Genomic DNA, 25,913 nt, shown 5'->3' on the forward strand with positions numbered 1-25,913 from the left:
AAGGTTCTCACATACTAATCCTTTCGCTTCGTTCGATTTTCTTTTTTCTAATTATAAGCAGTTTTCACTATTGTTTCAATCGTTTTTTGAAATTTATAAGAATAGCCAAAAATTTTTTGTTCTATTTATCAGTAAGAGATTATTTTTTTATCCCAGCCATTTCTTTTTTTAAGGCCCATTTTCTGATAGCATAAGCGACACCATTATCATTATTCGTAAAGGTAACAACATCTGCTGTCTGTTTCACTATATCTTGTGCATTTCCCATGGCAACGCCTATTCCTGCTTCTTTAATCATGCTAATATCATTTAAACTGTCTCCAGCCGCTAATACTTGATCCATTGTAATATCTAGAAGCTCACACACTTTTTTAAGTCCTTTTGCTTTATTTATACCAAGCGCATTGACCTCAATATTTACTGGAGAAGAATTGCTGATTTCAAAGCATTTTTTCTCGTTTAAGCTAGTTAATACTTGTTCACGAACTTTATCATCTTCTATATGATAGCCAAATTTGAGCCATTCTGATTTATTGATGTCTTCCGGCATTTCATCTACCCAGACTTTCTCACAACTAGCAGCCCACATTTTCGCTTTATGCTGTTGTGCTAGTTCCCACATCCATTGGATATTGCTTGCATCAACAAGATTTCTTTCGATTAAATTACCATTCATATCCCATATTTCACTACCATTTACTGTTATTAGATAAGAGTTTAATAACAAACTTTTTGCATGATCTCTACATGTTGCAATAGTTCGACCAGTACTTAATACAACATGCAGTCCTTGTTCATGAGCCTCTTTAATCGCTTTTTTATTTTCTTCTGGAATTTCTCCTTTTTCGTCTAATAAAGTACCGTCCATATCTAGTGCGATTAATTTAATCTCTTTGTCTTCTAACCTCTTTGTCATTTTGCTGTTCCTCCTAATGATTATTTTTAGAAGTGATAGCCAAAAAACACGACTGTCAGAATTTCCGCATTCTTAAGCTGTATATTTATCTTTTTTTACCATAACTTAGATTTTTGAAACAGAACTTGTTCATTCTATGCGAAATAAACTGTTTGCAATAATCCTTAAAATTTTTTGCGAATCAACGTAATAACAAAATTCAAATCATTTCTTCTGACTAACATAATCAACTTCTAAATTTACCTTCCCTACTCATTAACATAGTATAACGAATGGGGATAAAAAAGTAAAAAATTCCGATAAGTCTAACAAAACTTCATAAAATCATTAGGATTTTAACAAAATTTTTACCTTTCCTTCAACATACGATCATAACATTTATGAAGATGCTTCCATGCTTCTATTTATGTGTATTTTTTTACTTGAATATACACTATGTAAAACCATTCCGAACATAACTAAACAGATACCAAAAAAACTTAAATGACTAGGTAAGGGGGCAGAAAGAAATAGAACTTCTCCTATTAAGGCAAATAAAACTTCTAATGATTGTGTTGCCTCTACCGCTCCTAATTTAATCAAATTGTCTTTTACTAAATCTGTTGCGGCAAAAAATAAGATGGTAGCAATTATCCCGGAAAATATGGCGACTATGGCCGACTGAAACACTTGCTGCTTACTCGGTAATCCTACTGTGTACGCGCCAACACCTGATAATAGAACCCAAAAAGGAATACTAGCTGCAGTCATACCTAATACCCTTTGAAATACATCTAATCTCCCATCACACACCTCCATCATCTTCCGGTTACCTAGTGGGTAGGCAAAGGATGCAATAAGAATTGGAATAAGGCAAAATAATGCATTCTTCAAGGAAATGGATACGGCAAATTCAAGCTGCATAATGATAATACCTAAGACAATTAACATAGAAAAGGTTAAGCTCTTAAAAGGAATTTTCCTTCTCATATTTTGAATACTGCCGTTTTTATCCCTTTTTTGCTCATAAAAAAAGGGAGCAAGCAATGTTCCAGATATAATAGTCAGCTGCCATGTTCCTGCTACCAGCCAACCAGGTCCATATGCCCCTGCCAAACAAATACCTCCATAAAACAAGCCAAATCCTACTGTACTCCAAAGGATCCAAGGAACTGGATTCCTTCTTAATTCTTTCCATACTGCTGTTAAATTCCTTCTCCATCCAACTATTAGGAGCAATAACGGGACCATAAAAAAATAACGCAGAGAAGCACTCCAAATCCAGCTTCCTCCTCCTATTTCCATAGACTGATTTATTACAAAAGTAAACGCAAAAAATAAAGCTGCAAATATCCCTAAAATGATTGGCCTCAATTGTTACCCTCCCTTATTTTTGTTAATCAAAAAACTTATATCCAATATATCGCATATTGGATATTAATAACAATAATTTTTTCATTTCCTTCTAAACTATGTTTTTTGTGTTATTTAATTGTGGATGCTTCTTGTTGTGACCAAATCATAAAAAAAGGTCTGTACCTTTAAATGTACAGACCATACGATTATCGTTGATATTGAACACGATGAAGGTTAGCAAAAATACCATTACGCTCTAATAATTCATCATGCTTTCCTTCTTCTTCTATCCCATTTTCAGTAACTACTACAATGCGATCAGCATTACGAATAGTTGCAAGCCGATGAGCAATAATTAATGTAGTTCGATTTTTAGCTAGTTCATTTAAAGAATTTTGAATAATTAATTCTGTTTCTGTATCAAGGGCAGAAGTTGCTTCATCCAATATTAAAATTGGCGGGTTCTTTAAGAACATCCGAGCGATGGCAATCCTTTGTTTTTGACCACCAGAAAGCTTTAATCCTCTTTCCCCAATTTGGGTTTCATAGCCATCTGGTAATTTAAGCACTAACTCTTCCAAATGCGCTCTTCTTACTGCCTCGTAAATTTCTTCATCTGTAGCATGTAAATTTCCATACGCTATATTTTCTTTCAGCGTACCTGTAAATAAAAAGACATCTTGCTGTACGATTCCAATTTGTGATCTTAATGAACTCATTGTCATATCACGAATATCGATACCATCAATTTTAATACTACCACTATTTACATCATAAAAACGTGGTATTAATGAACAAATAGTTGTCTTTCCGGCTCCGGATGGACCTACAAAAGCAATTGTTTCACCAGCAGCAATGGAAAGATTGATATTTTTCAAGACAGGATTTTTATCATAACTAAAGGATACATCATTTAAATGGATATTTCCTTTTAATGATTCTACTTCAATTGCATCTTCCCGATCTTGGATTTTTGGTTCAGTATCTAACAACTCCAAGAACCGTTTAAATCCTGCCATTCCTTTCGGATAGAGTTCCAAAATCGCACTAATCTTATCAATCGGTTTTTGCAGTATATTTACAAAAAGGATAAAAGATACTAATTCGCCAATTTTCATCTGATTATTAAAAGTTAACCATGCACCAAATACTAGCACGACTAATGTGAAAAATCGCATTAACATATAAACCGAAGAAGAAGTAATCGACATTACTTTATATGCACCGATTTTGGCTTTACGGAATCTTCGGTTATTCACTGTAAATCGTGAAATCTCAAATTCTTCATTTGTAAATGATTGTACAACACGCACACCAGATACACTATCTTCCACTCTTGCATTGACATCTGCAATATCTCCATACATTTGTCCCCAAGCTTTGTTCATGCTTCGGTTACAGTATGTAATTAACCAAACAAGAATTGGAACAATAAAAATAACGATAAGTGCTAGTTTAATATTAATCGTAAGCATGATCCAAAATGCTCCGACAAATGTCATAATGGCAATAAATAAATCCTCTGGTCCATGATGGGCCAGTTCTCCAATATCAAATAAATCATTGGTAATCCGACTCATAATATGTCCCGTTTTCGTATTATCAAAAAAAGAAAAGGATTGTCTTTGCACATGAGTAAATAATTGACCTCTCATATCTGTTTCAATATTAATCCCTAATTTATGTCCCCAAAAGTTAACAATGTATTGAAGAAAAGTACTTATACCATATAATAGCAGCAAACCCACACCTACAGATAAAATACTACTCCAATTTCCTTCTGGAAGAAGTTCATCAATATACCAAGAAACGGCAAGTGGAAATGCCAGCTCTAATAAAGCAACCACTATTGCACTGGAGAAGTCGAGCGTAAATAATTTTTTATGTGGCTTATAATATGTAAAAAAGCGTTTTATCATAATCTTTCTCCTTCACTCCTATCGTTTTAATTACCGTTTTACCAAATAACTAGTTTTTCTCCCTTTTTTTTATTGTTGCAAGATACTATTCTTCCTTTACTTCGATTTTCCCATAGTAAAAAATGTAATCTTTTACCAGATTCGAGCGTAATGAGAATCATTATTGATTATATTAGCAATTTACTTTTTCTACAAGAAAAATATTTATCATTTCGAAATAATTAAAGAGGAATAGGAAAATAGGAGTAACGACTGATTGCATATTTTTATTTTAAAAAAGGAAAAAAATAATTTAGTTAATATTCTTTATTTTTAGATTATTCCATTAATTACTCTTTTTTCTTTAGTAGTTTTTAGTATAATAGATAGAAAGAAGAACTGCCTTTAAATATAAGCTAATCTTGAAAAATGGTATTTTAATGTATCATGAATTCTATGTTCTATAAAGGAGCGTGTTTTTTTGGATTATCATCTCTTAACCTTTGTAACCGTTGCTGAAAAACTGAATTTTACGAGAGCCGCAGAAAGCTTACATATTACGCAATCAGCAGTAACACTTTCTATTAAAGCCTTGGAAAAAAAATATAATGTTACCTTCCTAGACAGAACGAATAAGTATGTAAAACTCACTAAAGCAGGCGAACTCTTTTATTTTCATGCTAAGAAAATTTTATCGGAGTACAAAGAAGTAAATGATTTAATAGAACACCTTTCCGAAAAAAAGAGCCGTCCTCTCACCATCGGTTCAAGCTTTACATTTGGAGAGTATTTACTGCCAAAAATAATGGCTAAAAATGTAAGAATCAACAAAAATCAAGAGAAACCAATGATAAGTATTAGAAATTCCAACCGTATTGTTGATCAACTATTACGTGGAGAAATTGATTTAGGCATCATTGATAGTCCTTTAAAAACACACCCTCACCTCTCCATTACACCTTTTAAAGAAGATGAATTAGTAATCATCGTCAGTAAAAATCATCGATTTGCAAATGAAACATTTGTGGAATTAAGCGATTTATATGAGGAAACTTGGATTTTAAGAGAAGAGGATTCCGGAACGAGGCAGATTATTAATCAGTTTTTTCATGATCAGGCATTCTCCCCGCCGGTGATTCGGTCATTTGGGAGCATACAGATTATTAAAGAATCAATCGAAGCTGATTTAGGCATTTCTATTCTCTCTAAATATGCTATTCAAAAAGAAATTTTCATGGGGAGTCTAAAAATATTACGGATAAAAAATAGACCAATCACCAGATATTTTTCCTATATTATTCCGGAATTTTCTTTTAAACAACATGCAGTTTCCCCGCTGATCAAGGCGCTGACCAAAGAAAATAAACGATTATATCAAAATATAAATTTGGGGAATAATATGTAGTTGAATTCCAGATTTTATATTCGCAAACAAGATTGTCGAAATTGATAGATGCAAAAAGTAAAGAGCACTTTTAAAAATACGGAAATGAACAATTATATATTTTTAGCAACTATTCAAAAAGAATTGTAACAAGGCTAAATAGCCATTCTATTAAAATATATAATCCCTTTGTTAAGCTAAAAGCTAATTATGAGTTTTATATAGAATACTTTCTTCTAATTTTTCTCAAAAGAGTATTAAAAATCCCCAAAAATATTTATTTAATGGAAAAAAATAGAGCAGCCTGAATACACCAAGACTCCCTGTTGGATAGGGTAACAGCTAGCCCAACGGAAAACGAAGTGTATTCAAGCTGCTGGTAAATAAACAGCAGCCCTCACTAAAACCTTCTTTTATATCCTAAACAAATAAAGAATTTTGCAATTTTTTTTCATATTGTTCACTATTATCACTAAATAAAACACATATGTCCCAACCTTAAAAAGCAGGTAATGTATTCCCTTTTTTACTAGCAGCTATTAACGCTTTTATTTCTTCTAATTTATTTTCTGAAAATAGTTGTACAATTTTACTTCCTACAATGACACCATCACAATATTCTATCATGCTCATAACATGTTCAGGAGAAGAAATTCCAAATCCAGCCAGAACCGGGATAGGACTAACTTCCTTAACCTTTAATAAATGGGCTCCTAAATGATCATGAAAGCTTGAGCGAGATCCCGTTATTCCGGTAACAGTTACAGCATATAAAAAGCCATTTCCTTTTTTGGCAATTTTTTCGATACGATCTAAGGGACTTGTTAAGGTTACTAATCGAATTATTTCCACACGATATTTTGCTGCTGCTTCTTCTAATAATACTTCTTCTTCAACAGGCAGATCAGGAACGATTAATCCATTAATCGCTGCTTCTTCACAATCCTGAAAAAATTTCTCTACTCCATAGGCTAAAATAGGGTTTAAATAAGTCATGATAACAAGCGGAATATTCGTTAACCCTCTAAATGACTGTATAGTTTCTAAAACACCTTTAAGCGTAGTGCCCGCTTGAAGAGAACGAATCCCTGCTGCTTGAATAATAGGTCCATCCGCAACTGGATCAGAAAATGGAATACCAAGTTCAATAGCTGTTGCACCTGCTTCTTCTAGGAAAAGTACTTTCTCCTTTAATGTTTCCAGTCCTCCATCTCCAGCCATGATATATGGAACAAACGCTTTATCCCCTTTATCAAGTACCGCTTTAAAGGCTGCTTCAATTGTTATCATCCTCTTACTCCCCCATTCTTTCCATAACTGTATTTACATCCTTATCTCCTCTACCAGATAAACAAACAATAATTCCTTCCTCTTTATTCATCTTCGCTGCCAGTTTTACTGCATAGCTGATGGCATGTGCACTTTCTAAAGCAGGGATAATCCCTTCAACCTTACAAAGTAATTGAAGTGCTTCGAAGGCTTCGTCATCTGTAACAGATTCATAGATAGCACGACCGATATCATGTAGGAAGCTATGTTCAGGACCAATCCCAGGATAATCTAAGCCAGCTGAAATAGAGTGTGCTTCTTGGATTTGACCGTCTTCGTTTTGCAATAAGTACATATAGGAACCATGCAAAACACCTGGTTTTCCTTTCGACAATGATGCAGCATGTTTTTCTGTATCAAGACCATGTCCTGAAGCCTCTACTCCATATAAAGCAACATTTTTCTCCTCAATAAATGGGTAAAAGATTCCCATTGCATTACTACCGCCGCCGATACATGCCACAATCGCCTCAGGTAGCCTGCCGATTTTTTCGATGTATTGTTTTTTCGCTTCTTTACCAATAACACTTTGAAAGTCACGTACCATCATCGGAAATGGATGTGGTCCCATAACAGATCCAAGAATATAATGAGTATCTATCACATTTGTTACCCAATAACGTAAAGCTTCATTACATGCGTCCTTTAAGGTAGCACTTCCAGATGTAACACCAACAACCTTTGCGCCTAACAACTCCATTCGAAAGACATTTAATTTCTGTCTTCGAATGTCCTCTTCTCCCATGAAAATCGTACATTCTAAGTTTAATAGAGCACATGCTGTCGCTGTTGCTACTCCATGCTGGCCAGCTCCTGTTTCTGCGACAACCTTCTTTTTGCCCATTCTTTTTGCAAGGAGCGCCTGTCCAAGAGAGTTGTTGATTTTATGAGCACCAGTATGATTTAGATCCTCTCTTTTCAAATAGATTTTTGCACCGCCAGCATATTTTGTAAGATTTTCTGCATAATATAGCGGTGTTTCTCTGCCTACATAGTCCTTTAAGAGATTATTTAATTCTTCATGAAAAGCGGGATCTTCTTGTGCCTTTTTATATTCCGCTTCAAGTTCTGTTACTGCCAGCATCAGTGTTTCCGGAACATATCTTCCTCCATACATTCCAAAATGGCCGCTTTGATCTGGATAAACATAAGTTTCTGTCATAATAAGCTCCCTCTTTTCTTAAATTTGAACAGTTTTTGCTAATTCTAAAAATACTCTTATTTTTTCTGAATCTTTCTCGCCATCTGTCTCCACGCCGCTGCTTACATCGACCATGAATGGATGGGTGGTTTCTATTGCTTCCGTAAGATTATTTTCGTTTAGCCCGCCGGCAAGAATAACTTTCTTATTGCCAAAGTCATAACCCTTTAACAAATTCCAATCAAACGCTATTCCATTTCCGCCATGATACTTTCCTCTCGGGCTATCAAGTAGTGCATAGTCACAAGGATAAGCTGCCACTTGTTTTAAATCCTCTGGCGTGGAAATACTAAATGCTTTAATGATTGGCAAGGAAAAACTTGCTGCGAATTCTGCCGTTTCATCACCATGAAGTTGAATTACATTGATTCCTGTAACATTCACAATTTTCATTATATTCTCTTTGGACTCATTGACAAAAACGCCTACCTTCATTAAGTCTTTAGGAAGAGTAGCGATAATATCCTTAGCCTGTTTTTCACTTATTTTTCTTTTACTATTTGCAAATACAAAACCAATTGCACTTGCACCATAGCTAACAGCACATGCTGCTGCTTCTATTGTCGTAATTCCGCAAATTTTTACATTCATTCTATCTCCGCCCTTATAGACACTTTCATTTCTTTCATTTTCGTTTCAAGATCCGCTGCTTTCATAAAACTTTCCCCAACTAAAATAGCATTTGCTCCGCTTGCACTAACTTTTTGGATATCTGCATATGTGGAGATGCCGCTTTCACTAATCATATACCTGCCACTTTCTTTGATTTTTTCTGCAAGATTCTCGGTAGTATCTAATGTTACTTCAAATGTTTTTAAATTCCGATTGTTGACTCCAATTAATTCGGCCTTCGTCTTTAAAGCTCTTTCTAACTCTTCTTCATTATGAACCTCTAATAACACTTCAAGTCCAATATCTGTTGCATACGTATATAACTCATGAAGTTCTTTATCTTTTAAAGCTGCAGCAATTAATAGGATAATGTCCGCTCCATAATATTTCGCAAAATCAATTTGAATTTTATCGACGATAAAATCCTTGCAGAGAATTGGCAGATTTACTGTTTCTCTTACTTCCGCCAAATCCTCATATGTTCCTTTGAAAAATGGTGTATCCGTTAAAACAGAAATGGCATCTGCACCATATATTTCATACATTTTCGTCTGTTCCTTAGGATCTTTATCGATATTTATATCCCCTTTTGATGGGGACGCCCGTTTAAACTCAGCTATAATTGCTAAGTTTTCCGCATCCTTCAATTTCTCTATAAAGGATCTTTTTTTAAAAGAATGCTTCTTCGTATGCAGTACTTCCTTTCTCTCATAAAGATCAGCAATTGTTTCTCTTTTTTTGGTAATAATTTTATCTAATATGGTTGTCACTTAAATCCCTGCCCCTTCCAATTCTTTACTAACCTCTACTAATTGGTTTAATTTATAAAGTGCTGCTCCAGAATCAATGCTTTCCTTTGCTAAATGTACTCCCTCTCCAATACTTTCCGCTCTTCCTGCTGTATAAATGCCAATGCCTGCGTTTAACAGGATCGTATCTCGATAAGCACCTTTTTCTCCTTTTAACACTTTTAATAAAAGTGCTGCATTTTCCTTTGCATCGCCTCCACGTATTTGATCATTTGTATAATAGGGAAGATTAACATCATCTGGAGTAAGAATGGTTTTCTCTATTCTTCCATCTTGTAAAATGACAAGTTGATTACTACCTTGTAGGGAAGCTTCATCCATTCCACCTGCTCCATTTAATACTACCGCTCGTTTTCTACCAAGTTTCCGTAAGCTTTCCGCAAAAGTAAGTAATAAATCGCTTCTGTATATTCCTAACACCTGGCTTTCTAAAGAAATTGGATTAGTTAATGGACCAATCAGATTAAATATAGTTGGAAGTTTTAATTCTCGTCGAACCTTCATTATTCTGCCCATTTTCGGCTGCACATGTTGTGCGAATAAGAAAGTGATTCCTACTTCTTCTAATTGCTGCATATTTTGTTCTGGAGTAACATTTAACTTAATGCCAAGCTCTTCTAATACATCCGCACTTCCTGTCTTACTAGATATACTGCGATTTCCGTGTTTAGCGACAGGAATTCCAGCTCCAGCTAACACAAATGCCGAAGTGCTGCTAATATTAAAGCTTTGTGATTTGTCTCCACCTGTACCACAATTATCGATACACCCACTGACTGGTTCAGCAAAAGACAAGGTTTGTTTACGAACGGCTTTTACAATACCCACGATTTCTTCCACTGTTTCTCCCTTCATTTTTAAACTGGTCATAAAAGCAGCAATTTCTGTATCGGTAATGTCATCAGAAAAAAGAAGATCCGCAGCTCCTTCCATTTCTGTTTCGGTTAATGACTTATTCGACATGATTTTCTCCACATAGTGTTTCATCTCTGCACTTCCTTTCGAGTTTCATTGATAAAATTTTGCAATAATTGCTTCCCGCTCTCAGTCCCGACCGATTCTGGATGAAATTGATAGCCATACAGGGGATAATCTTTATGTTTGATCGCCATAATTTCATGGTCATCAGTTGAACTAGCCAAAACCTCAAAGTCATTCGTTAATGTATCCTTTTTTATAACAAGAGAGTGATAACGCATCACCTCAATCGGTTCCTCCAAAGCATGGAAAAATGGGTGACCATTAACTTGTAATGTCGATGTTTTTCCATGCATGACATTTACTGCCTTCACTATCTCTGAACCGAAGGCATAACCAATTGCCTGATGCCCTAAGCAAATCCCTAATATGGGAAATTCCCGATAAAGGGATTGGATAAGTTCAATTAATATGCCTGCATTTTCTGGCCTGCCTGGTCCAGGAGACAAAACAATGCCATGAGGATTTAATGTCCGAATTTCCTCTATAGTTATTTCATCATTTCGAACAACCTTTATCTCTTCTCCCAACTCCCCTAAATATTGAAATAAGTTATACGTAAAAGAATCATAATTATCGACTAATAAAATCATGTTGTCCCTCCAAAAATAATTTTAATTTATGGATTGTTTCTTCATATTCCTTTTCTGGGATGGAGTCGTGAACAATTCCAGCACCAGCTTGAATGTATGCCTTTTTGTCTTTAATAACCATCGTACGGATAGCTAAAGCAAAGTCCATATTCCCATTTTGGGAAAAATAGCCAACAGCACCGGAATAAATACCTCGCTTTGTTCCTTCTAATTCATTTATAATTTGCATTGCTCTAATTTTAGGTGCACCTGACACTGTCCCTGCAGGCAAGCAAGCAATTAGGGCATCTACACATGAGTAATCCTTCTTTAAATCTCCACTAACTTCTGATACAAGGTGCATAACATGCTTAAACTTTTCTACTTTTATATACTTATCAACAGAAACACTGCCAAAATTACTCACTTTGCCAACATCATTCCTTGCTAAATCAACAAGCATTTTATGTTCCGCTAATTCTTTTTCATCTAGCAGTAAATCTTGTTCTAACTGAGCATCCTCTTCCTTCGTCTTACCTCTAGGTCTTGTACCTGCAATAGGATTGGTAATGACGTTGCCATTTATGGTTTTAATCAAGCTCTCAGGCGAACTTCCAAGCACTGCATAATCTGCAAAATCAAAGAAATACATATATGGGGACTGATTTTTGATACGCAGTTTACGATAATAAGAAAAGGGCGATCCTTCTATCTTAGCTGTCATTCTCTGCGAAGGAACTACTTGAAAGATGTCTCCTTCTAAAATATAATGCTTTGCTTTCTTCACTTTCTCCATAAATTGTTCTTTCGATATACTCGCTTGAAAGGGAGTTAACTTTACCTCAGATGATTCTTCTTTAAATGGTGCTGTAATCTCTAACTTTCTTATCTGCAGGCGGAACTTTAACTCTTTTTCCGTTGTAGTGTCTTTTAATGGGCTAGCAATTAAATAAACTTTAAGTTCTAAATGATCAAAAATTACTAAATCTTCAAAAAACATAAGATGCACATCAGGGATTCCGATTTCATCCTTTGCTTCTGGGCCAATGTTTTCATAAAGTCTGATATTGTCATACCCAACATATCCAAAAGCACCTGCATTAACTGGCAGTTGAAAGGGAAGTGGCGCTTTTTTTTCAGGCAAAAATTCGCTGATTAAGTCAAGTGCTCTTCCTTTTCTTATTTCTCGCTTTTCCCCTTCCAGAATAGTTGTTTCCAATCCTTTCCCAATAACTTCAAAGGTTGGATCGCAGCCAATGATAGAAAACCTTCCCGAATCTTCGTGTTTTAATGAGCTTTCGAGCAAGAATTTCTTTTTTCCAGATAACCTTTGATAAATACTAATGGGTGTCAGTGTATCTCCTTGGATTTCATCGATTAACAAAATGCTTTTTTCCATCATAAATCCTCCTAGTCAGCTGCTTTTGAAAAATGCTCAGCTTTAAAATTCTATAAAAAAAAGTCCCCTATCTGCATGATCATTTGCAAATAGAGGACGATTCATAAACCGCGGTACCACCTCAGGTTAGAGTGAAGCTTCACTCTCTCTTATCGAGTACAATATTATACTCTATCCCGGTAACGGAGGATACCGTCAGGCCATACTTCTTGTTCAAGCCTACACTCAGAAGTCCATTCGGTATAATCAATGTATCGGTTCACACCAGCCACCGACTCTCTTTAACATCTTTCTTATACTTACTACTCTTCATCATTGTTTTCCCATATTTTTTTGAAAATAAAAAAGGGTCTCTCTCCTATAAAAAGGACGAGAAACCCGTGGTGCCACCTTCATTAGCTTAATTAAATCAAGCTCACTTTAAGAAATCAGTCTTATAAGACAAATTTCTGTCTCTTGTAACGATGAGACATTCGCTAAAGCCTACTACAAAAGTTGGTTCGGTTTAGAAGCTCAGAAGCCCATTCTCTTTATCGTCCACACTGGTTCACACCAACCACCAGCTCTCTGACGTTTTCAATAAAGATACTACTCTTCATCATTGCCGTTCGATATGTTAATTACATAATAGTGAACTCTCACATAAAAGTCAACCATTTTCTTCAAAAATTCATGTAGTTTTTTGAAGTGCCTTTTTATAGCGATTCTTCCAATCTTCTGCTAACTCGTCAATTTGCAGGATTGATTGGATTGCTTCTTTATTTTTACGATCAAGAAGCATTACTTTTGTTGCGTCCCAAACTGATATCTTGTTCTGCGGACGTTCTATAAGCTCCATCGTAGAATCTTCGCTGACTACTCCTTCTTCTAGCACCTTTAAAAAATAGCCAGTATAACAAGTTTCCACAATTCTACTTAAAAATGGATCAATCTGATTATATTTTGAAATGGTTGAACATGGTACTCTTCCTTGTGTTACCTGAACAACTGCAGATCCTAACGAAAAGATGTCCCCGATATATGTACTTTTTTCTGTAAATTCCGTTCCGCATATATTTTCCCCAAACGCAGGAGGATTTATTTTTGTTTTAAATTCTTCTTCCCATTTTTTATAATGTTCAAAAGGATAATAACAGACAGCCCTTTCCTTGCCACCATGAAATGCTGGATTAGCAACACCATCGCCTACAAAACCATCAAACGTTAGAATGACTTCACTCACTTTTTCTTTGCCAATCGCGGAAGAAACGCTTTTATTTTTCCATATAAATGTTTTTTCCTTCCCAATACTAAGTGTGATAATTTTTCCCACGTATAAACACCACCACTATTTTTATTACATCATACCATATAACTATACGAAAAGTGCTAATAAACAAAATGATTAAATCCAGTTTTTGGATGATAGAAAATGCTTTATTTTTTGCCGTGGCTGTACATATTAACTATAGTTAACTATTTGAAAGCAGGGAGAATGAAAATGGATCATGTAAATGATGATAAAAACATAGTAAACCTTACAAACAAAGCACAAAAGACAGCGAAGAAGCAAAATGTCAAGGTTTCGAAAATTGCGATATTCTCACTTTCTTCCATCCCATTAGTAATGACCCTTGGAAACAGTATGCTGATTCCAGTATTGCCAGCTATTGAAAAAAAGCTAGATATATCTTCTTTTCAGGTAAGTATGATTATTACAGTCTATTCTGTTTTAGCGATCATACTAATTCCCGTGGCAGGCTATCTTTCCGATCGTATCGGCCGTAAAAGGGTGATTATTCCCAGCCTAATTATTGCTGGTATTGGCGGAGTAATTTCTGGTTTTGCCGCATGGCTGATGGATAACAGTTACTGGATTATCCTTATCGGACGCGCCCTCCAAGGCGTTGGAGCAGCTGGTGCCTTCCCAATTGTATTGCCTCTAGTAGGTGATTTGTTTAAAGATGAAGAACAAGTTAGTAGTACTTTAGGCGTTATTGAAACAGCAAACACTTTTGGGAAAGTACTTAGTCCCATCCTTGGAGCTTTTTTGGCAGGATTTATTTGGTTCATCCCATTTATGTCTATTCCTGTCTTCTGTTTGGTTTCCATCATTCTAATTTTAATCTTTGTGAAATCTCCAAAAAGTAATGAAAAACCTGTACCATTTAAGGAATTTATACAGCATACAAAAGAAACTATGCATAAAGATAAAAAATGGCTCTATGCCATTTTCTTTATTGGTGTAATCGTTATGTTTGTATTATTTGCCGAAATGTTTTACCTATCAGATATATTAGAAAAGAAATATCATATAAAAAATGTTAAAAAAGGGCTCTATCTTGCTATACCGCTAGGAGCTTTATGTCTTACTTCCTACATTACCGGGAAAAAAATTAAAAAGGACAAAAACTTAATGCGCTGGATTACTTTTATTGGATTGCTTGCAATCATTATTGGTACGATTGCACTTAACTTCTCTGACAATATGTGGTTTATCATTCTCTTTCTAACATTGGCTGGCATAGGCATTGGTGCTAGTTTACCACCTCTAGATGCCCTTATTACAGAGGGAATTGAAAAAAAAGAAAGAGGAACCATTACAAGTATATATAGTAGTATGCGGTTTATTGGAGTCGCAGCAGGACCGCCTATTATGGCGATTTTAATGAAGCATATCGACCATTTACAATTTTATTTACTAAGTGCATTTACATTAATCGCTGCGATTGCTGCCTTCTTTCGTTTAAAATATGTCGATGGTCAAGAAGAAAATAAAATAAACCAATAGAAAATTTCTCCATCGGTTCTTTGACCATACTAAAAAAAGCTGTAAATTAACGATTATAAGTCAATTTACAGCTTTTTCAATATTTATTTTTGTTGAACAGGCTTCTTTAATAGTCCTAATAATAAGGCTGATATGATCGCACCTATTACGATAGACAATAGGTATAGCCATGGATTTCCATCAACCAATCCAACTACGAACACACCGCCGTGTGGTGCTCTTAAACCGATATGGAAGAACATTGATAGTCCACCCGTAACTGCGGCACCAATTGCAACAGATGGAATAACACGTAATGGATCACCTGCTGCAAAAGGAATAGCACCTTCTGTAATAAAGGAAAGACCCATAATAAAGTTTGTTAAACCTGCATCCTTTTCTTGCTTTGTAAATTTCTTTTTAAATAAAACAGTTGCTAAAGCAATTGCTAATGGCGGAACCATTCCACCGGCCATAATAGCAGCCATTGGCTCAAATACACCATTGGCAATTAGCCCTGTTCCAAAAACATATGCTGATTTATTGATTGGTCCACCCATATCAAATGCCATCATTGCCCCTAAGATAATTCCTAAGAAGACCGCATTACCAGTACCAATATTTGACAGCCAATTGGTCATTCCAGTGTTAATAGCTGTAACAGGTTCCATAATCACATAATTCATAATAATGCCAGTAAAGAAAATTCCTAATAATGGATAAAGCAGAATCGTTTTAATACCTTCTAATGATCTAGGAAGTACTTCTAACACTTTCTTTAGACCGACAACTAAATAACCAGCTAAGAAACCGCCGATTAATCCACCAAGAAAACCAGCACCACCTTGAGCAGCCATAAATCCTGCAACCATACCAGGAGCAAAACCAGGACGATCAGCAATACTCATTGCGATAAATCCAGCAAGAACAGGCACTAATAATGCAAAGGCATTATCGCCGCCAATATATTTAATAACCGCAGCAAAAGCATTATAACTCGGATCATTCGGATCAGCTGAGTTATAACCAAACATAAAGGAAATAGCAATTAATATTCCGCCACCAACAACAAATGGCAGCATGTTCGAAACACCGTTCATTAAGTGTCTGTAAATTTGACCACCGATTCCTTTTTTCCCTGCGTTTTCTTCGCTGGAATTAGAACCTGATCCACCATTATATACTGGTGCCTGCTGTTTAATAGCACGATTGATTAATTCTTCAGGCTTACGAATACCATCTGCAACAGGGGTTTCAAGCACATGTTTTCCATTGAAGCGTTCCATTTGCACTTTCGTATCAGCAGCAACAATTACAGCCGTTGCTTTTTCAATTTCCTCTGCTGTCAGAACATTTTTTGCTCCACCGGAACCATTTGTTTCAACCTTAATATCAACACCGATTTCAGCTGCTTTCGCCTTTAATGAATCTGCTGCCATATAGGTATGAGCAATCCCCGTTGGACAAGCAGTTACTGCCACAATAAAATTCTTTTTATCAGCAATATTTTCGTCAGCTGTTTCTTCCTCTACATCATAACTGTCAATTATTGATATTACATCTTGTTTAGAAGCCGCATTTAATAATTTCGAGCGCACTTCTTCTTTAAGCAATAATGTAGATAGTCTTGATAGTGCTTCAAGATGAGTATTGTTAGCCCCATCTGGTGCAGCGATCATAAAAAATAAATTTGCCGGCTGTCCATCTAATGATTCATAGTCAACACCACTGCTTGATCGCCCAAACGCAATGGCAGCAGTTTTTACAGCACTCGTTTTTGCATGGGGAATTGCTATTCCTTCACCAATTCCCGTTGTACTTTGCTCTTCTCTTTTTAAAATCGCTTGCTTGTACGTTTCTCTATCTGTTAATTTTCCTGCTGAATGAAGAATATCCACTAACTGATTAATGGCATCAAGCTTTCCATTTCCTTCTATATTCAAAAGGATAGTCTCTTGCGTTAATAATTCTGTAATTTTCATTTTATAACGCTCCCCTTTAATTTTATTTTTATCCACTTTCCAATATCTTTCTAATAAAATGGTGTGTGACCATTATGATTGGACTTGGACTTGCGGAAGAAGTTCTTCTACTTTTTCCTTTGTACATAATCCAATTGAAAAAGCTGTCGCACTTCCTGAGGCAATACTGTAGCGGAAGGATTCTTTTATATCCTGTGTTTCTTTATATTTAGATAAGAAGCCTGCTACCATGCTATCTCCAGCGCCAACTGAGCTTTTCACTTGCCCTTTTGGAACCGTACTAATGATTTCTTCGTGTTGAGTAATCAAGACTGCACCATCACCTGCTAATGAGACGATCACATTTTGCGCTCCCATTTCCAATAGTTTTTTTCCATACGGAATCGCTTCTTCTGGAGTCGAAATAGTTACCCCAAACAATTCACCAAGTTCATGATGATTAGGCTTGATTAAAAACGGTTGATAAGGCAAGACTGCTTTTAATAATTCACCTTCTGCATCTACGACGAAAGAAACATTGTTCGCATGACAGATCTTGACTAGCTCTTCATAAGTCGTTTTAGGAAGAGTAGATGGAACACTTCCAGCTAATACTAGTAGGTCTTCTGACGTTAAAGAAGCAATCTTCTCTTTTAACTCCTGAAACTTTTCTTCAGAAATAGTGGGTCCATTTGCGTTTAATTCTGTTTCTGTATCAGTCTTTAACTTCACATTGATACGTGTATCTTCTTCTACTTTCACAAAATCTGTTTCAATCATTTCTGACAATAGTTGTGTTTCAATAAAACTTCCAGTAAATCCGCCGACAAATCCTAACGCTTTACTTGGCACGCCCATTTTTTTTAACACTCTAGAAACATTTATTCCTTTTCCACCCGCAAATTTACTTGTTTTTTCTAACCGATTTAGTTCTCCTAAATGCACTTCTTTCACTTCGATAATATAATCGACAGAAGGATTTAACGTTAGGGTATAAATCATTCTTTCACAACCTTTATGCTAGTTTTCCTTGAATATAAATCGTTTACTTCTTCATCCAGATAATTAGTAATAATAGAAGCATTGTGCAAATCAGCTATCTTTGCAAAGTAAACTTCGGAGAATTTACTATCATCTGCGACAAAAAAAGCTTCTCTTGACAATGATATTGCTTTGCTTTTCACCATTGCTTCTTCTTGATCAGCAGTAGTATACCCATATTCAGGATGAATACCATTGACACCCATAAAGCACTTATCAAATCGATAGTTATCAAGACTTAATAATGCGCCACGACCGACTAACGCGTTTGTTTTTTCTTTTACATAACCACCTGTAATATAGGTTTGAATACGAGCTTCTAGTAAGCTTGTCATATGCGTAAGACCGTTCGTTACCACCACAATGTCTCGATTCTTTAAGAATGGAATCATTTCTTTAATGGTTGAACCAGCATCCAAATATATACTATCTCCATCTTCTACTAGCTTTGCTGCGTATGCCGCAATCATTTTTTTCTCTTGGAGGTTTTTGAACGCTTTTTCACTCATACTCTGCTCCGTTATTTTCCCTTGAAGCCTAGCTGCACCACCATGCACTCGTTTCAAGAACCCTTCTTGCTCTAATTGAGTTAAATCGCGTCTGATGGTGGATTCTGAAGTATTCAATACATCTATCAAATCTTGAATTTTCACAACACTATGTTGTTTTAGTAATTGTAAAATAAGTTCATGCCTTTCAGGTGTTAACAAGATTATCACGCTCCCTTTTAGGGTATATCTTGGGATTATGTCATTTTCTTTGAGGTGATTATCATTAACTAAACAGATTACGATAAATAAGATTTTTACCCTCATAAAAAAACAACTTAATTTAAGAACATCATACTGTAAACGATTTCACATTTCAAGCATTTTCTTTCAAAAACAATCAAATATTATCATATTTTTGACGTTTTGTGAACGTTTTTAGTATTATATGAATATTTTTATTGTTCTTCCTTTTAAAACTATCATTATTTTTCCCTAAATTATCTCTTTTAATTTACCGATTTTACGAAAATTGCGGCACTAAATGTTCAACACCGACAGAATTTCCTTTATCATTTTCTCGTTGTTTATGGTATTCTGTGTTCTGGTGAGAAAATATTTACAAAAGAAAAGGAAGGAATATATGAAGAAAATTTCTTATTATTATTTAGACTTTGTTAAAATACTATTTTCTGCGGTACTTTTATTTGCCATTTTCGGAACAGTTAACGATACGATTATAAAACTTATTACTGGTTACTCCTTTCCTAATGTGGACTTTTTAAAGGAAACACAGGCTTTAACAGGATTGTTTATCTTACAATATATAGGATTTGCCCTAATTTATTTTGTGATATACAAAAACAGTCTATCTTTTATTGGATTTACTAAAGATCGAGAGCGAAAAAAGCTTTCTCCGATGTGGACTAAATACTTCATACTATTCGGCATAGGATTTATCCTCTTGTTTTATATTGTATTACTTATTGTTTCCTAGATTAATTTAATAGAAAATAATTGCGTAAAAATGAATTGTATGATACTATCAAATCAATATATAGTTATTTTTTTATAAAATTACACTATATATAGTTATCAATTCAATCTTTAATCCAATGTCTCTTTTCGCTTCTATGAAGCGACTTTTTTTTGGATCATTTTCCGCTCTCCGGCTTTAATATCCCCCTATTAATTAAACGTTTTGATAGAAATGCTTTATAATTACCAAAATTCACACACAAAAAAAGCTGCCCAAAGTTTGAGTCAGCCTATTCATTATTCACTTACTCCTATCGGGAAGCGGTCACTTAAGTGCTACTTACTTGATTTGTATGGGATACACTTGCTGAAGGTTCTTGTAACTTTTTAAAATACTCCTCTTTTGTCATACAATAATAAACGCTTGTAATTAATTGGTTATCAAAAAGTTTATAGCGGTTGGTTTTCTGGAATTTATAATGAAATCCACATTTTTCATTTACTCGTCTTGACTTCGTATTAAAATCAAAATGTCCACACCATATTAAATCCAAACACAAGTGTTCAAATCCATATTCTAACAGATAATTGACTGCTTCTGGCACGATCCCTCTTCCCCAATACCGGGGATTAAGAGCAAATCCTACTTCACGCTGTGCTAAATGAGAGAGTTTAGTATCAGGCGTTCGTTCATGAAAACCAATACTTCCAATCACCTTATTCTCTTCTTTCCACACAATCGCATATGAATTTTCATTCTGTAAAAAATAGCGGATTACTTCTTTACTTTCTTGTTCACTTTTATGGGGTGGCCAGCCAGCAAACGGACCTACCTCTTCCTTTTGCGCATATTCATATAAATCTTTATAATCCGCTTCCTTCCACCCTCTTAGCAACAGTCTTTTTGTCTCAAATACATCCATTTACTTTCACCACCAGTTAATTATTAAAACTTTGTCCTCTATTTTACCGCCATGCCAATCTTTCATATATATCCTGTAAAGTGCGACAGCCCAATTGTTCAGCCCTTTGTAAATACTGACACCATAGAACAGCGGTTAATTTAGCATCCCCTAAGGCATGATGACGATTTATGACAGGAATATCACTAAATTCACACCATTCCTCTAATGTCAATATTCTTTGTTGTGGTTCAACAATTTTAAACAAAAAAGAAGTATCAACGATTCGATGTTTAAATGGTGTTTTAAAACTTCTCCAGCATGCAGACTGCATAAAGCTTTTCTCATGGGAAGAGTGATGAGCAATCAGTGTATTATCCTTAACAAATCCAAAAAATTGCACCAGTACATCGGATAGGGGCGGGGCATCATGTAAATCTTCGGTTTTAATTCCAGTTAAACAGCTTATTTCTTCTGGTATATCTATTCCAGCGTTAACTAATGTATAAAATTGCTCATCTAAGATATCGCAGCCTTCTACCTTTATAGCACCAATTGAAATAATTTGATCGCCTTTATCAGGTAAAAATCCCGTTGTTTCAATATCAAAAACAACTGCTTTTAAATTATTTAATGGCAACCTGGAGGCAGCTTCAACCTTTAAATCTTTTTGAAGCTGTCTCATAAAAGCAATTTGCTGAGAATTACTCCCACTCGAGGTAGCGTGCAATACACTCGAATTGACTTTTCCATATAAATCTCTCATATATTGTAGAAACGATTCGACTCCCATTTTAACACCCTTTTTCAATTATCCTTTGTACTTGATGATATAATTTGATACCATGGCGCATTAATCCTTTTATTTCTTGTCTTTGTTCTTTTGTTAACTGTTTTATATTCAAATAATGAACATCTTCATATGTTTTTGCCTCTTTAAATAATTCGATGCGATAATCTAATATTCTCCTAAAAGAGCTTTCATATAGTCTTAACCAGTTGTCATATGTCTCCATCGTTCTTAATGTCTTAATACGTTCTAACGTCGATGTTTCCTGGATTTTTTCCTTAATAGCTAAAAGCCTAATCGAATTAACATACGGTAAATACATCGTATGCTTCAAATGAATGGAACCTTTATGCCTTCCCGTTCTTTCCACAAAAAATTGGCCGAATATTCCGACCCCTTTTTTTATACGCATTACATTATTCATAAATCTTTTTAGTAGCATTGGATGAAGAACGCAGTACTGATGAATATAACTTCTCAACTCTTGAACATAATTTCCCTCTCCAAACAGTTGTCTACTATCATAAAAGATTTGCAAAAATCTAATTGATTCCCAGTTTTCTTTTTCCATCCATTGCTGTAATTGGTGTTTCCATTCTTCTACGGATTTGCACCAGGTAGGATTACTACTCATGACTTTCCCTTCACAATATGGATAACCTATTTCATTTAACGCATCACTTAGGCATTCTCCAAATTGGATAAAATATTGATTGCTGTTTTCGTCATTGCTTTCATAGATAATGCCATGATCTTGATCGCTAAAGATGCCTTGTTCTTTTCTGCCAGCACTTCCTGTAACAAACCAGACAAATGAACATGGAGGTTCACCGTAATTTTTTTTATATTCACAAAGGACAAATTGAAATAACTCCATAAATAGTTCATCGTAAAAATTATTTAACTGAGTGTTTTGATAGGTGGGTGTTTGTAAAAAAAGTTCCTTTTCTCTTTTCCATTCATTTAACCTATGACTTTTAGAGCACATCCATGCACTTCCTTCTTCGATAAGCGATATTTATATGAATCTATATGTCTATCATAACATGTTCTTATTTGCAATTGATTAATGAAAACAGATAAAAGTCTCACTTTTCAGCGAGACTTCTATCCTCATTAAGTTTATAGTCTATTTTCTTAATCGCGACGATAAACGTCTGATTTTATAAGCTTTTTGTTTCGTCTTTTGACAAGAATGCTTCTGGGTAACCATATGAACCATGTTCACTAATATCTAAGCCCATGATTTCTTCTTCTTCTGTTACTCGTAGTCCGCTAACCTTCTTGATAACAAATAGAATGACATAGCTTATTGCAAAAGCGAATAACCCACAAGTTATAACACCAAGCGCCTGCACGCCTAATTGCCCGAAGCCGCCGCCATAAAATAGACCAGCTTTCCCTACTCCCGTATATTCCGCTAACTCTGCTGTTGCAAATAATCCATTAGATAGTGTTCCCCAAATTCCCGCAGTACCATGAACAGATAGTGCAAAAATTGGATCATCGATTTTTCTATTCTCGAAGAAGCGTACACTATAAAATACCAGTACTCCAGCAATTAAACCAATTACTACTGCTGCCCAAGGCTCAACGAATGCACAAGATGCTGTGATGGCAACGAGACCTGCTAAGGCACCATTTAGCATGGTTGTAATATCTGACTTCCCTAAAACAATCCAGGAAATTAGTAGTGCTGCTACAGCGCCAGCTGCTGCTGCTAAGTTTGTATTTAATGCAACATATCCAAAGAAACCGTCCGCTACAGAAACTGTACTACCTGCATTAAATCCGAACCAACCGACCCAAAGAATTAGTACGCTTAACGCTGTATAAACTTGGTTATGACCAAATATCGGGTTAGCCGAACCATCAGCATTGTATTTTCCAATACGCGGCTTTAAAAGCATTGTAGCTGCTAGCGCCGCTGCTGCACCAGTTAAGTGAACAACAGTTGAGCCCGCAAAGTCTTGCTTTCCATGTTCTGCTAACCAGCCGCTTCCCCAAATCCAATGGGCAATGACAGGATAAACCAAAATACCAAATAATACAGAGAAAATGAGGTACACAGATAATTTCGCACGCTCCGCAAACCCACCAAGTGCAATTGTTAAGGAGATGCCTGCAAACGCTAGTTGGAAGACGAAGAAAACAGTAGTTTGTAATCCATCTCCATCTATTTGGCCAACGCTACCGCCATTGTAGAAAAACTCACTCATTCCGACAAAGAAATTAGCATTGTCTCCAAAAATAAATCCATAACCAACAGCCCAGAAAACTAATGAAGCTATCCCAAATGTAAAAATTGTTTTACCAGCAATATGGCCAGCATTTTTCATTCTTGTGGAACCTGCTTCTAATAAGATAAATCCACCAAGCATAAAAATAACTAAAATTGCAGCAATCATTGTCCACAAGCTGTTCATTAAAAACTCTAAATTTTCCATTAAGTTACCTTCCCCCTTTATGTACGTTAATTTACCATCAAGTGTCATATAATCTAACACTCTAATAACTTTATTTTACCTATATTAAATTTTCTGTCAATAAGAATTTTAAATTTAATTTTCTTAAAACTTAAAATATTATATTTATTTTCTTATACCTGTTGTTTTATTTGTTTTATTACGATAATTGTATTTATTTTCGGTGTTTTTTTGAAATCGTTACCATATATAATCTAAAAAGTACCTATTACTGAACGAAACAAAAATCCTTATATATGTAAAAAAAGCTGACACAAGGTCAGCTTTTTATCTTCTATTAGCAAATAAATGTCGCACCGACGATAATTAATAAGATAAACAATACTACTATTAATGCAAATCCGCCACCGAAGCCAACGCCGCCAACAGCTCCAGGACCATATCCGCATCCATATCCACCATAACCGTACATATATACATCTCCCTTTCTCTTTTGTAGTATAATTAACCATTTCTTTTTTCGGTTAACAAATAAGGAGCCTTTATGTTTTCTTATTCTAGCTCCTCTACAAAATCATTGTATGCAGGCAGATATGTATGGGTTGGGTAAATGTCTATTTTCCGCAAAAAAACCTAAACTCTTTCCATTTTATTTTTTAAAAGTATATAGCTTATGCTTGGTCAAAAACTGCTTTTCTTAATTCTATCGTTTGTTTATAAGGATTCTCCGCCATACTTATTTCTGAAATAACAGCGACTCCATCTGCTCCTGCTTGTATAACAGGACGTGCATTTTCAACTGTGATCCCCCCTATCCCAACAATTGGTATAGAAAAGTTCTTTTCTCTTACTATTTCAACAAGAGAGGTGCCTTGTACTGCTTTAGCATCCTTTTTCGTACTTGTAGGATAAATTGGACCTATGCCAATATAATCTGCTCCTGCATCTAGTGCTGCTTGAATCTCCTCGATGGAATGAGCAGATACCCCCAATAGTTTATTACCTAGCATTTTTCTTACTTTTATGGCATTTTCATCGTCTTGTCCAATATGTACTCCATCCGCATTAACAGACAAGGCTAATTCAATATCATCATTCACAATGAATGGAACATGATACTGCTTGCAAAGTTCTTGCATTCTCATTGCCAGTTGAATTTTGTCTTCACCCATTAATGCTCCGTCGCCTTTTTCGCGAAATTGAAAAACGGAAATCCCGCCTTTTAATGCTTCTTCCAAAATAAATTCTGGATCAGATGTACTGTTGTTGCTTCCCATGATAAAATAAATTTTTAGCAATTGTTTTATTTGCTCTTTTGTATAAGTTGTCATATATCCCCCGTATTATCTTTTGCTTTCTTGGTAAGCCCAATGGTTGGTTGGACCATGCCCGCTGCCTATATGAAGATCATTTTTTATAGCTTGATGAATAAATTCCTTACCTAATTGAAAAGCATCATTAATAGAAAAGCCATTGGCAAGGGCTGCTGTAATCGCTGCCGAAAAAGTACAGCCTGTTCCATGCGTATTTTTTGTTGGAATCCTTTCTGCCACCAAGCTTGAAAAATCACTGCCATCAAATAATAAATCAATCGCTTCCTTCTCATCCCCATGGCCACCTTTTATAACGACATAAGTAACACCCATCGCATTTAATCTTTTGGCAGCTTCTTTTCTTTCCTCTATATTTCGAATATCTCTCCCAGTTAATACCTCTGCCTCTGGTATATTCGGTGTTAAAACAGTTGCAAGCGGGAGGAGCTTTTTTTTCATAGCTTCTGTTGCTTCCTGCTGCAGTAAATTAGCACCACCCTTAGCAATCATCACAGGATCAATCACTAAATTTTTCCAACGATACTCTTTTATCTTATCCGCTACCAATTCAATTATTTCACTATTAAAAAGCATACCTGTTTTTAATGCATCTGGTCGTAAATCCACTGCGATAGATTCTAGTTGTTTTTCAATCGCCTCAAGGGTCATTGGGTATACCCCATCTACTCCGCGGGTATTTTGTGCGGTAATAGCGGTGATGGTACTCATTCCATATACTTTAAGTTCTTGGAAGGTTTTTAGATCTGCTTGAATTCCAGCTCCTCCGCCACTATCTGATCCCGCTATTGTTAATGCTTTCGCTGTAGCCATA

General features: G+C 35.4%; 24 protein-coding genes and 2 other annotated features. Of the genes, 3 read left to right on the forward strand and 21 right to left on the reverse strand.

Going from position 1 to position 25,913, the window contains the following annotated elements; translation table 11 throughout:
* Positions 1-139: 139 nt before the first annotated feature.
* The 3 genes from BCI01S_RS01030 to BCI01S_RS01040 form a co-directional block, all read right to left on the reverse strand.
* On the reverse strand, positions 140-916 hold the full coding sequence (locus BCI01S_RS01030; protein ID WP_047940596.1) for a Cof-type HAD-IIB family hydrolase: 777 nt from the start codon (positions 914-916) through the stop codon (positions 140-142).
* Positions 917-1,294: 378 nt separating this feature from the next.
* A complete protein-coding gene (locus tag BCI01S_RS01035) occupies positions 1,295-2,269 on the reverse strand; it encodes a DMT family transporter (RefSeq protein WP_047940595.1) in 975 nt (324 codons plus the stop codon).
* A 188-nt stretch (positions 2,270-2,457) separates the two neighbouring features.
* On the reverse strand, positions 2,458-4,170 hold the full coding sequence (locus tag BCI01S_RS01040) for an ABC transporter ATP-binding protein (RefSeq protein ID WP_047940594.1): 1,713 nt from the start codon (positions 4,168-4,170) through the stop codon (positions 2,458-2,460).
* A 460-nt stretch (positions 4,171-4,630) separates the two neighbouring features.
* On the opposite strand from BCI01S_RS01040, the gene BCI01S_RS01045 reads away from it, so the two are divergent.
* The gene (locus BCI01S_RS01045; RefSeq protein ID WP_047940593.1) at positions 4,631-5,554 is read left to right on the forward strand and encodes a LysR substrate-binding domain-containing protein; all 924 of its coding nucleotides are present in this window, start codon (positions 4,631-4,633) and stop codon (positions 5,552-5,554) included.
* Between the two features lie 477 nt (positions 5,555-6,031).
* On the opposite strand, the gene trpA is transcribed toward BCI01S_RS01045, so the two are convergent.
* The 8 genes from trpA to BCI01S_RS01085 form a co-directional block, all read right to left on the reverse strand.
* On the reverse strand, positions 6,032-6,823 hold the full coding sequence (gene trpA, locus BCI01S_RS01050; RefSeq protein WP_047940592.1) for a tryptophan synthase subunit alpha: 792 nt from the start codon (positions 6,821-6,823) through the stop codon (positions 6,032-6,034).
* A gap of 4 nt (positions 6,824-6,827) precedes the next feature.
* Entirely contained in the window at positions 6,828-8,024 is a 1,197-nt protein-coding gene (trpB, locus tag BCI01S_RS01055; RefSeq protein ID WP_061796254.1) for a tryptophan synthase subunit beta, read from the reverse strand.
* An 18-nt stretch (positions 8,025-8,042) separates the two neighbouring features.
* A complete protein-coding gene (locus BCI01S_RS01060) occupies positions 8,043-8,654 on the reverse strand; it encodes a phosphoribosylanthranilate isomerase (protein ID WP_061796257.1) in 612 nt (203 codons plus the stop codon).
* Positions 8,651-9,445 carry an indole-3-glycerol phosphate synthase TrpC gene (gene trpC / locus BCI01S_RS01065; RefSeq protein ID WP_047940589.1) on the reverse strand — a complete coding sequence of 265 codons (795 nt, stop codon included), beginning with the start codon at positions 9,443-9,445 and terminating at the stop codon, positions 8,651-8,653. The genes BCI01S_RS01060 and trpC overlap by 4 nt, the downstream gene beginning before the upstream one ends.
* Complete coding sequence (gene trpD / locus BCI01S_RS01070) at positions 9,446-10,471, reverse strand: anthranilate phosphoribosyltransferase (protein ID WP_047940588.1); 1,026 nt, start codon at positions 10,469-10,471, stop codon at positions 9,446-9,448. It abuts the gene before it with no gap.
* Positions 10,468-11,055 carry an anthranilate synthase component II gene (locus BCI01S_RS01075; protein WP_047940587.1) on the reverse strand — a complete coding sequence of 196 codons (588 nt, stop codon included), beginning with the start codon at positions 11,053-11,055 and terminating at the stop codon, positions 10,468-10,470. Before BCI01S_RS01075 ends, trpD begins: the two co-directional genes overlap by 4 nt.
* Positions 11,036-12,433: an anthranilate synthase component I gene (trpE, locus tag BCI01S_RS01080; protein WP_047940586.1), complete on the reverse strand. Its 1,398-nt coding sequence runs from the start codon at positions 12,431-12,433 to the stop codon at positions 11,036-11,038. The genes BCI01S_RS01075 and trpE overlap by 20 nt, the downstream gene beginning before the upstream one ends.
* 89 nt (positions 12,434-12,522) lie before the next feature.
* Positions 12,523-12,758, reverse strand: a binding site (T-box leader).
* Positions 12,759-12,795: 37 nt separating this feature from the next.
* Positions 12,796-13,044: a binding site (T-box leader), on the reverse strand.
* A 59-nt stretch (positions 13,045-13,103) separates the two neighbouring features.
* Positions 13,104-13,745 (reverse strand): MOSC domain-containing protein, encoded by a 642-nt coding sequence (locus BCI01S_RS01085; protein WP_047940585.1) that lies wholly within the window; start codon positions 13,743-13,745, stop codon positions 13,104-13,106.
* Positions 13,746-13,913: 168 nt separating this feature from the next.
* Between BCI01S_RS01085 and bcbE the strand changes: the two genes are divergently transcribed.
* Positions 13,914-15,203 carry a bacillibactin exporter BcbE gene (bcbE, locus tag BCI01S_RS01090; protein WP_061796261.1) on the forward strand — a complete coding sequence of 430 codons (1,290 nt, stop codon included), beginning with the start codon at positions 13,914-13,916 and terminating at the stop codon, positions 15,201-15,203.
* Between the two features lie 83 nt (positions 15,204-15,286).
* Here the strand turns inward: bcbE and BCI01S_RS01095 are convergent, their stop codons facing one another.
* The 3 genes from BCI01S_RS01095 to BCI01S_RS01105 form a co-directional block, all read right to left on the reverse strand.
* The gene (locus BCI01S_RS01095; protein WP_047940583.1) at positions 15,287-17,164 is read right to left on the reverse strand and encodes a PTS fructose transporter subunit IIABC; all 1,878 of its coding nucleotides are present in this window, start codon (positions 17,162-17,164) and stop codon (positions 15,287-15,289) included.
* A 72-nt stretch (positions 17,165-17,236) separates the two neighbouring features.
* Positions 17,237-18,145, reverse strand: a complete 909-nt coding sequence (gene pfkB / locus BCI01S_RS01100; RefSeq protein ID WP_047940582.1) for a 1-phosphofructokinase — start codon at positions 18,143-18,145, stop codon at positions 17,237-17,239.
* Positions 18,142-18,894: a DeoR/GlpR family DNA-binding transcription regulator gene (locus BCI01S_RS01105; protein ID WP_047940581.1), complete on the reverse strand. Its 753-nt coding sequence runs from the start codon at positions 18,892-18,894 to the stop codon at positions 18,142-18,144. Before BCI01S_RS01105 ends, pfkB begins: the two co-directional genes overlap by 4 nt.
* A 421-nt stretch (positions 18,895-19,315) precedes the next feature.
* Here BCI01S_RS01105 and BCI01S_RS01110 point away from each other — a divergent pair, with 421 nt between their 5' ends.
* On the forward strand, positions 19,316-19,669 hold the full coding sequence (locus BCI01S_RS01110; protein ID WP_047940580.1) for a hypothetical protein: 354 nt from the start codon (positions 19,316-19,318) through the stop codon (positions 19,667-19,669).
* Positions 19,670-19,979: 310 nt separating this feature from the next.
* Here the strand turns inward: BCI01S_RS01110 and BCI01S_RS01115 are convergent, their stop codons facing one another.
* The 7 genes from BCI01S_RS01115 to thiD all read right to left on the reverse strand — a co-directional run bounded on the left by BCI01S_RS01115 (position 19,980) and on the right by thiD (position 25,912).
* The gene (locus tag BCI01S_RS01115; RefSeq protein ID WP_047940578.1) at positions 19,980-20,573 is read right to left on the reverse strand and encodes a GNAT family N-acetyltransferase; all 594 of its coding nucleotides are present in this window, start codon (positions 20,571-20,573) and stop codon (positions 19,980-19,982) included.
* A 43-nt stretch (positions 20,574-20,616) separates the two neighbouring features.
* Complete coding sequence (locus BCI01S_RS01120; protein ID WP_047940577.1) at positions 20,617-21,345, reverse strand: exonuclease domain-containing protein; 729 nt, start codon at positions 21,343-21,345, stop codon at positions 20,617-20,619.
* 1 nt (position 21,346) lies between these two features.
* On the reverse strand, positions 21,347-22,330 hold the full coding sequence (locus tag BCI01S_RS01125; RefSeq protein ID WP_047940576.1) for a DUF294 nucleotidyltransferase-like domain-containing protein: 984 nt from the start codon (positions 22,328-22,330) through the stop codon (positions 21,347-21,349).
* Positions 22,331-22,505: 175 nt separating this feature from the next.
* Positions 22,506-23,789 (reverse strand): ammonium transporter, encoded by a 1,284-nt coding sequence (locus tag BCI01S_RS01130; RefSeq protein WP_047940575.1) that lies wholly within the window; start codon positions 23,787-23,789, stop codon positions 22,506-22,508.
* 316 nt (positions 23,790-24,105) lie between these two features.
* Positions 24,106-24,240, reverse strand: coding sequence for a YjcZ family sporulation protein (locus BCI01S_RS24555; RefSeq protein WP_082138229.1), 135 nt, complete (start codon positions 24,238-24,240; stop codon positions 24,106-24,108).
* A 199-nt stretch (positions 24,241-24,439) separates the two neighbouring features.
* Positions 24,440-25,099, reverse strand: a complete 660-nt coding sequence (thiE, locus tag BCI01S_RS01135) for a thiamine phosphate synthase (RefSeq protein WP_047940574.1) — start codon at positions 25,097-25,099, stop codon at positions 24,440-24,442.
* A gap of 12 nt (positions 25,100-25,111) precedes the next feature.
* Entirely contained in the window at positions 25,112-25,912 is an 801-nt protein-coding gene (gene thiD / locus BCI01S_RS01140) for a bifunctional hydroxymethylpyrimidine kinase/phosphomethylpyrimidine kinase (protein ID WP_061796266.1), read from the reverse strand.
* Between the last annotated feature and the right edge of the window lies 1 nt (position 25,913).

This window comes from Niallia circulans NBRC 13626 (assembly GCF_001591585.1).
GTDB lineage: Bacteria > Bacillota > Bacilli > Bacillales > Cytobacillaceae > Niallia > Niallia circulans.

Coding starts and splice junctions, on each gene's coding strand:
- BCI01S_RS01030 (WP_047940596.1), bottom strand. CDS start 916: ATGACAAAGAGGTTAGAAGACAAAGAGATTAAATTAATCGCACTAGAT.
- BCI01S_RS01040 (WP_047940594.1), bottom strand. CDS start 4,170: ATGATAAAACGCTTTTTTACATATTATAAGCCACATAAAAAATTATTT.
- trpA (WP_047940592.1), bottom strand. CDS start 6,823: ATGATAACAATTGAAGCAGCCTTTAAAGCGGTACTTGATAAAGGGGAT.
- trpB (WP_061796254.1), bottom strand. CDS start 8,024: ATGACAGAAACTTATGTTTATCCAGATCAAAGCGGCCATTTTGGAATG.
- BCI01S_RS01060 (WP_061796257.1), bottom strand. CDS start 8,654: ATGAATGTAAAAATTTGCGGAATTACGACAATAGAAGCAGCAGCATGT.
- trpD (WP_047940588.1), bottom strand. CDS start 10,471: ATGAAACACTATGTGGAGAAAATCATGTCGAATAAGTCATTAACCGAA.
- BCI01S_RS01075 (WP_047940587.1), bottom strand. CDS start 11,055: ATGATTTTATTAGTCGATAATTATGATTCTTTTACGTATAACTTATTT.
- trpE (WP_047940586.1), bottom strand. CDS start 12,433: ATGGAAAAAAGCATTTTGTTAATCGATGAAATCCAAGGAGATACACTG.
- bcbE (WP_061796261.1), top strand. CDS start 13,914: ATGGATCATGTAAATGATGATAAAAACATAGTAAACCTTACAAACAAA.
- BCI01S_RS01095 (WP_047940583.1), bottom strand. CDS start 17,164: ATGAAAATTACAGAATTATTAACGCAAGAGACTATCCTTTTGAATATA.
- pfkB (WP_047940582.1), bottom strand. CDS start 18,145: ATGATTTATACCCTAACGTTAAATCCTTCTGTCGATTATATTATCGAA.
- BCI01S_RS01110 (WP_047940580.1), top strand. CDS start 19,316: ATGAAGAAAATTTCTTATTATTATTTAGACTTTGTTAAAATACTATTT.
- BCI01S_RS01115 (WP_047940578.1), bottom strand. CDS start 20,573: ATGGATGTATTTGAGACAAAAAGACTGTTGCTAAGAGGGTGGAAGGAA.
- BCI01S_RS01120 (WP_047940577.1), bottom strand. CDS start 21,345: ATGGGAGTCGAATCGTTTCTACAATATATGAGAGATTTATATGGAAAA.
- BCI01S_RS01125 (WP_047940576.1), bottom strand. CDS start 22,330: ATGTGCTCTAAAAGTCATAGGTTAAATGAATGGAAAAGAGAAAAGGAA.
- BCI01S_RS01130 (WP_047940575.1), bottom strand. CDS start 23,789: ATGGAAAATTTAGAGTTTTTAATGAACAGCTTGTGGACAATGATTGCT.
- BCI01S_RS24555 (WP_082138229.1), bottom strand. CDS start 24,240: ATGTACGGTTATGGTGGATATGGATGCGGATATGGTCCTGGAGCTGTT.
- thiE (WP_047940574.1), bottom strand. CDS start 25,099: ATGACAACTTATACAAAAGAGCAAATAAAACAATTGCTAAAAATTTAT.
- thiD (WP_061796266.1), bottom strand. CDS start 25,912: ATGGCTACAGCGAAAGCATTAACAATAGCGGGATCAGATAGTGGCGGA.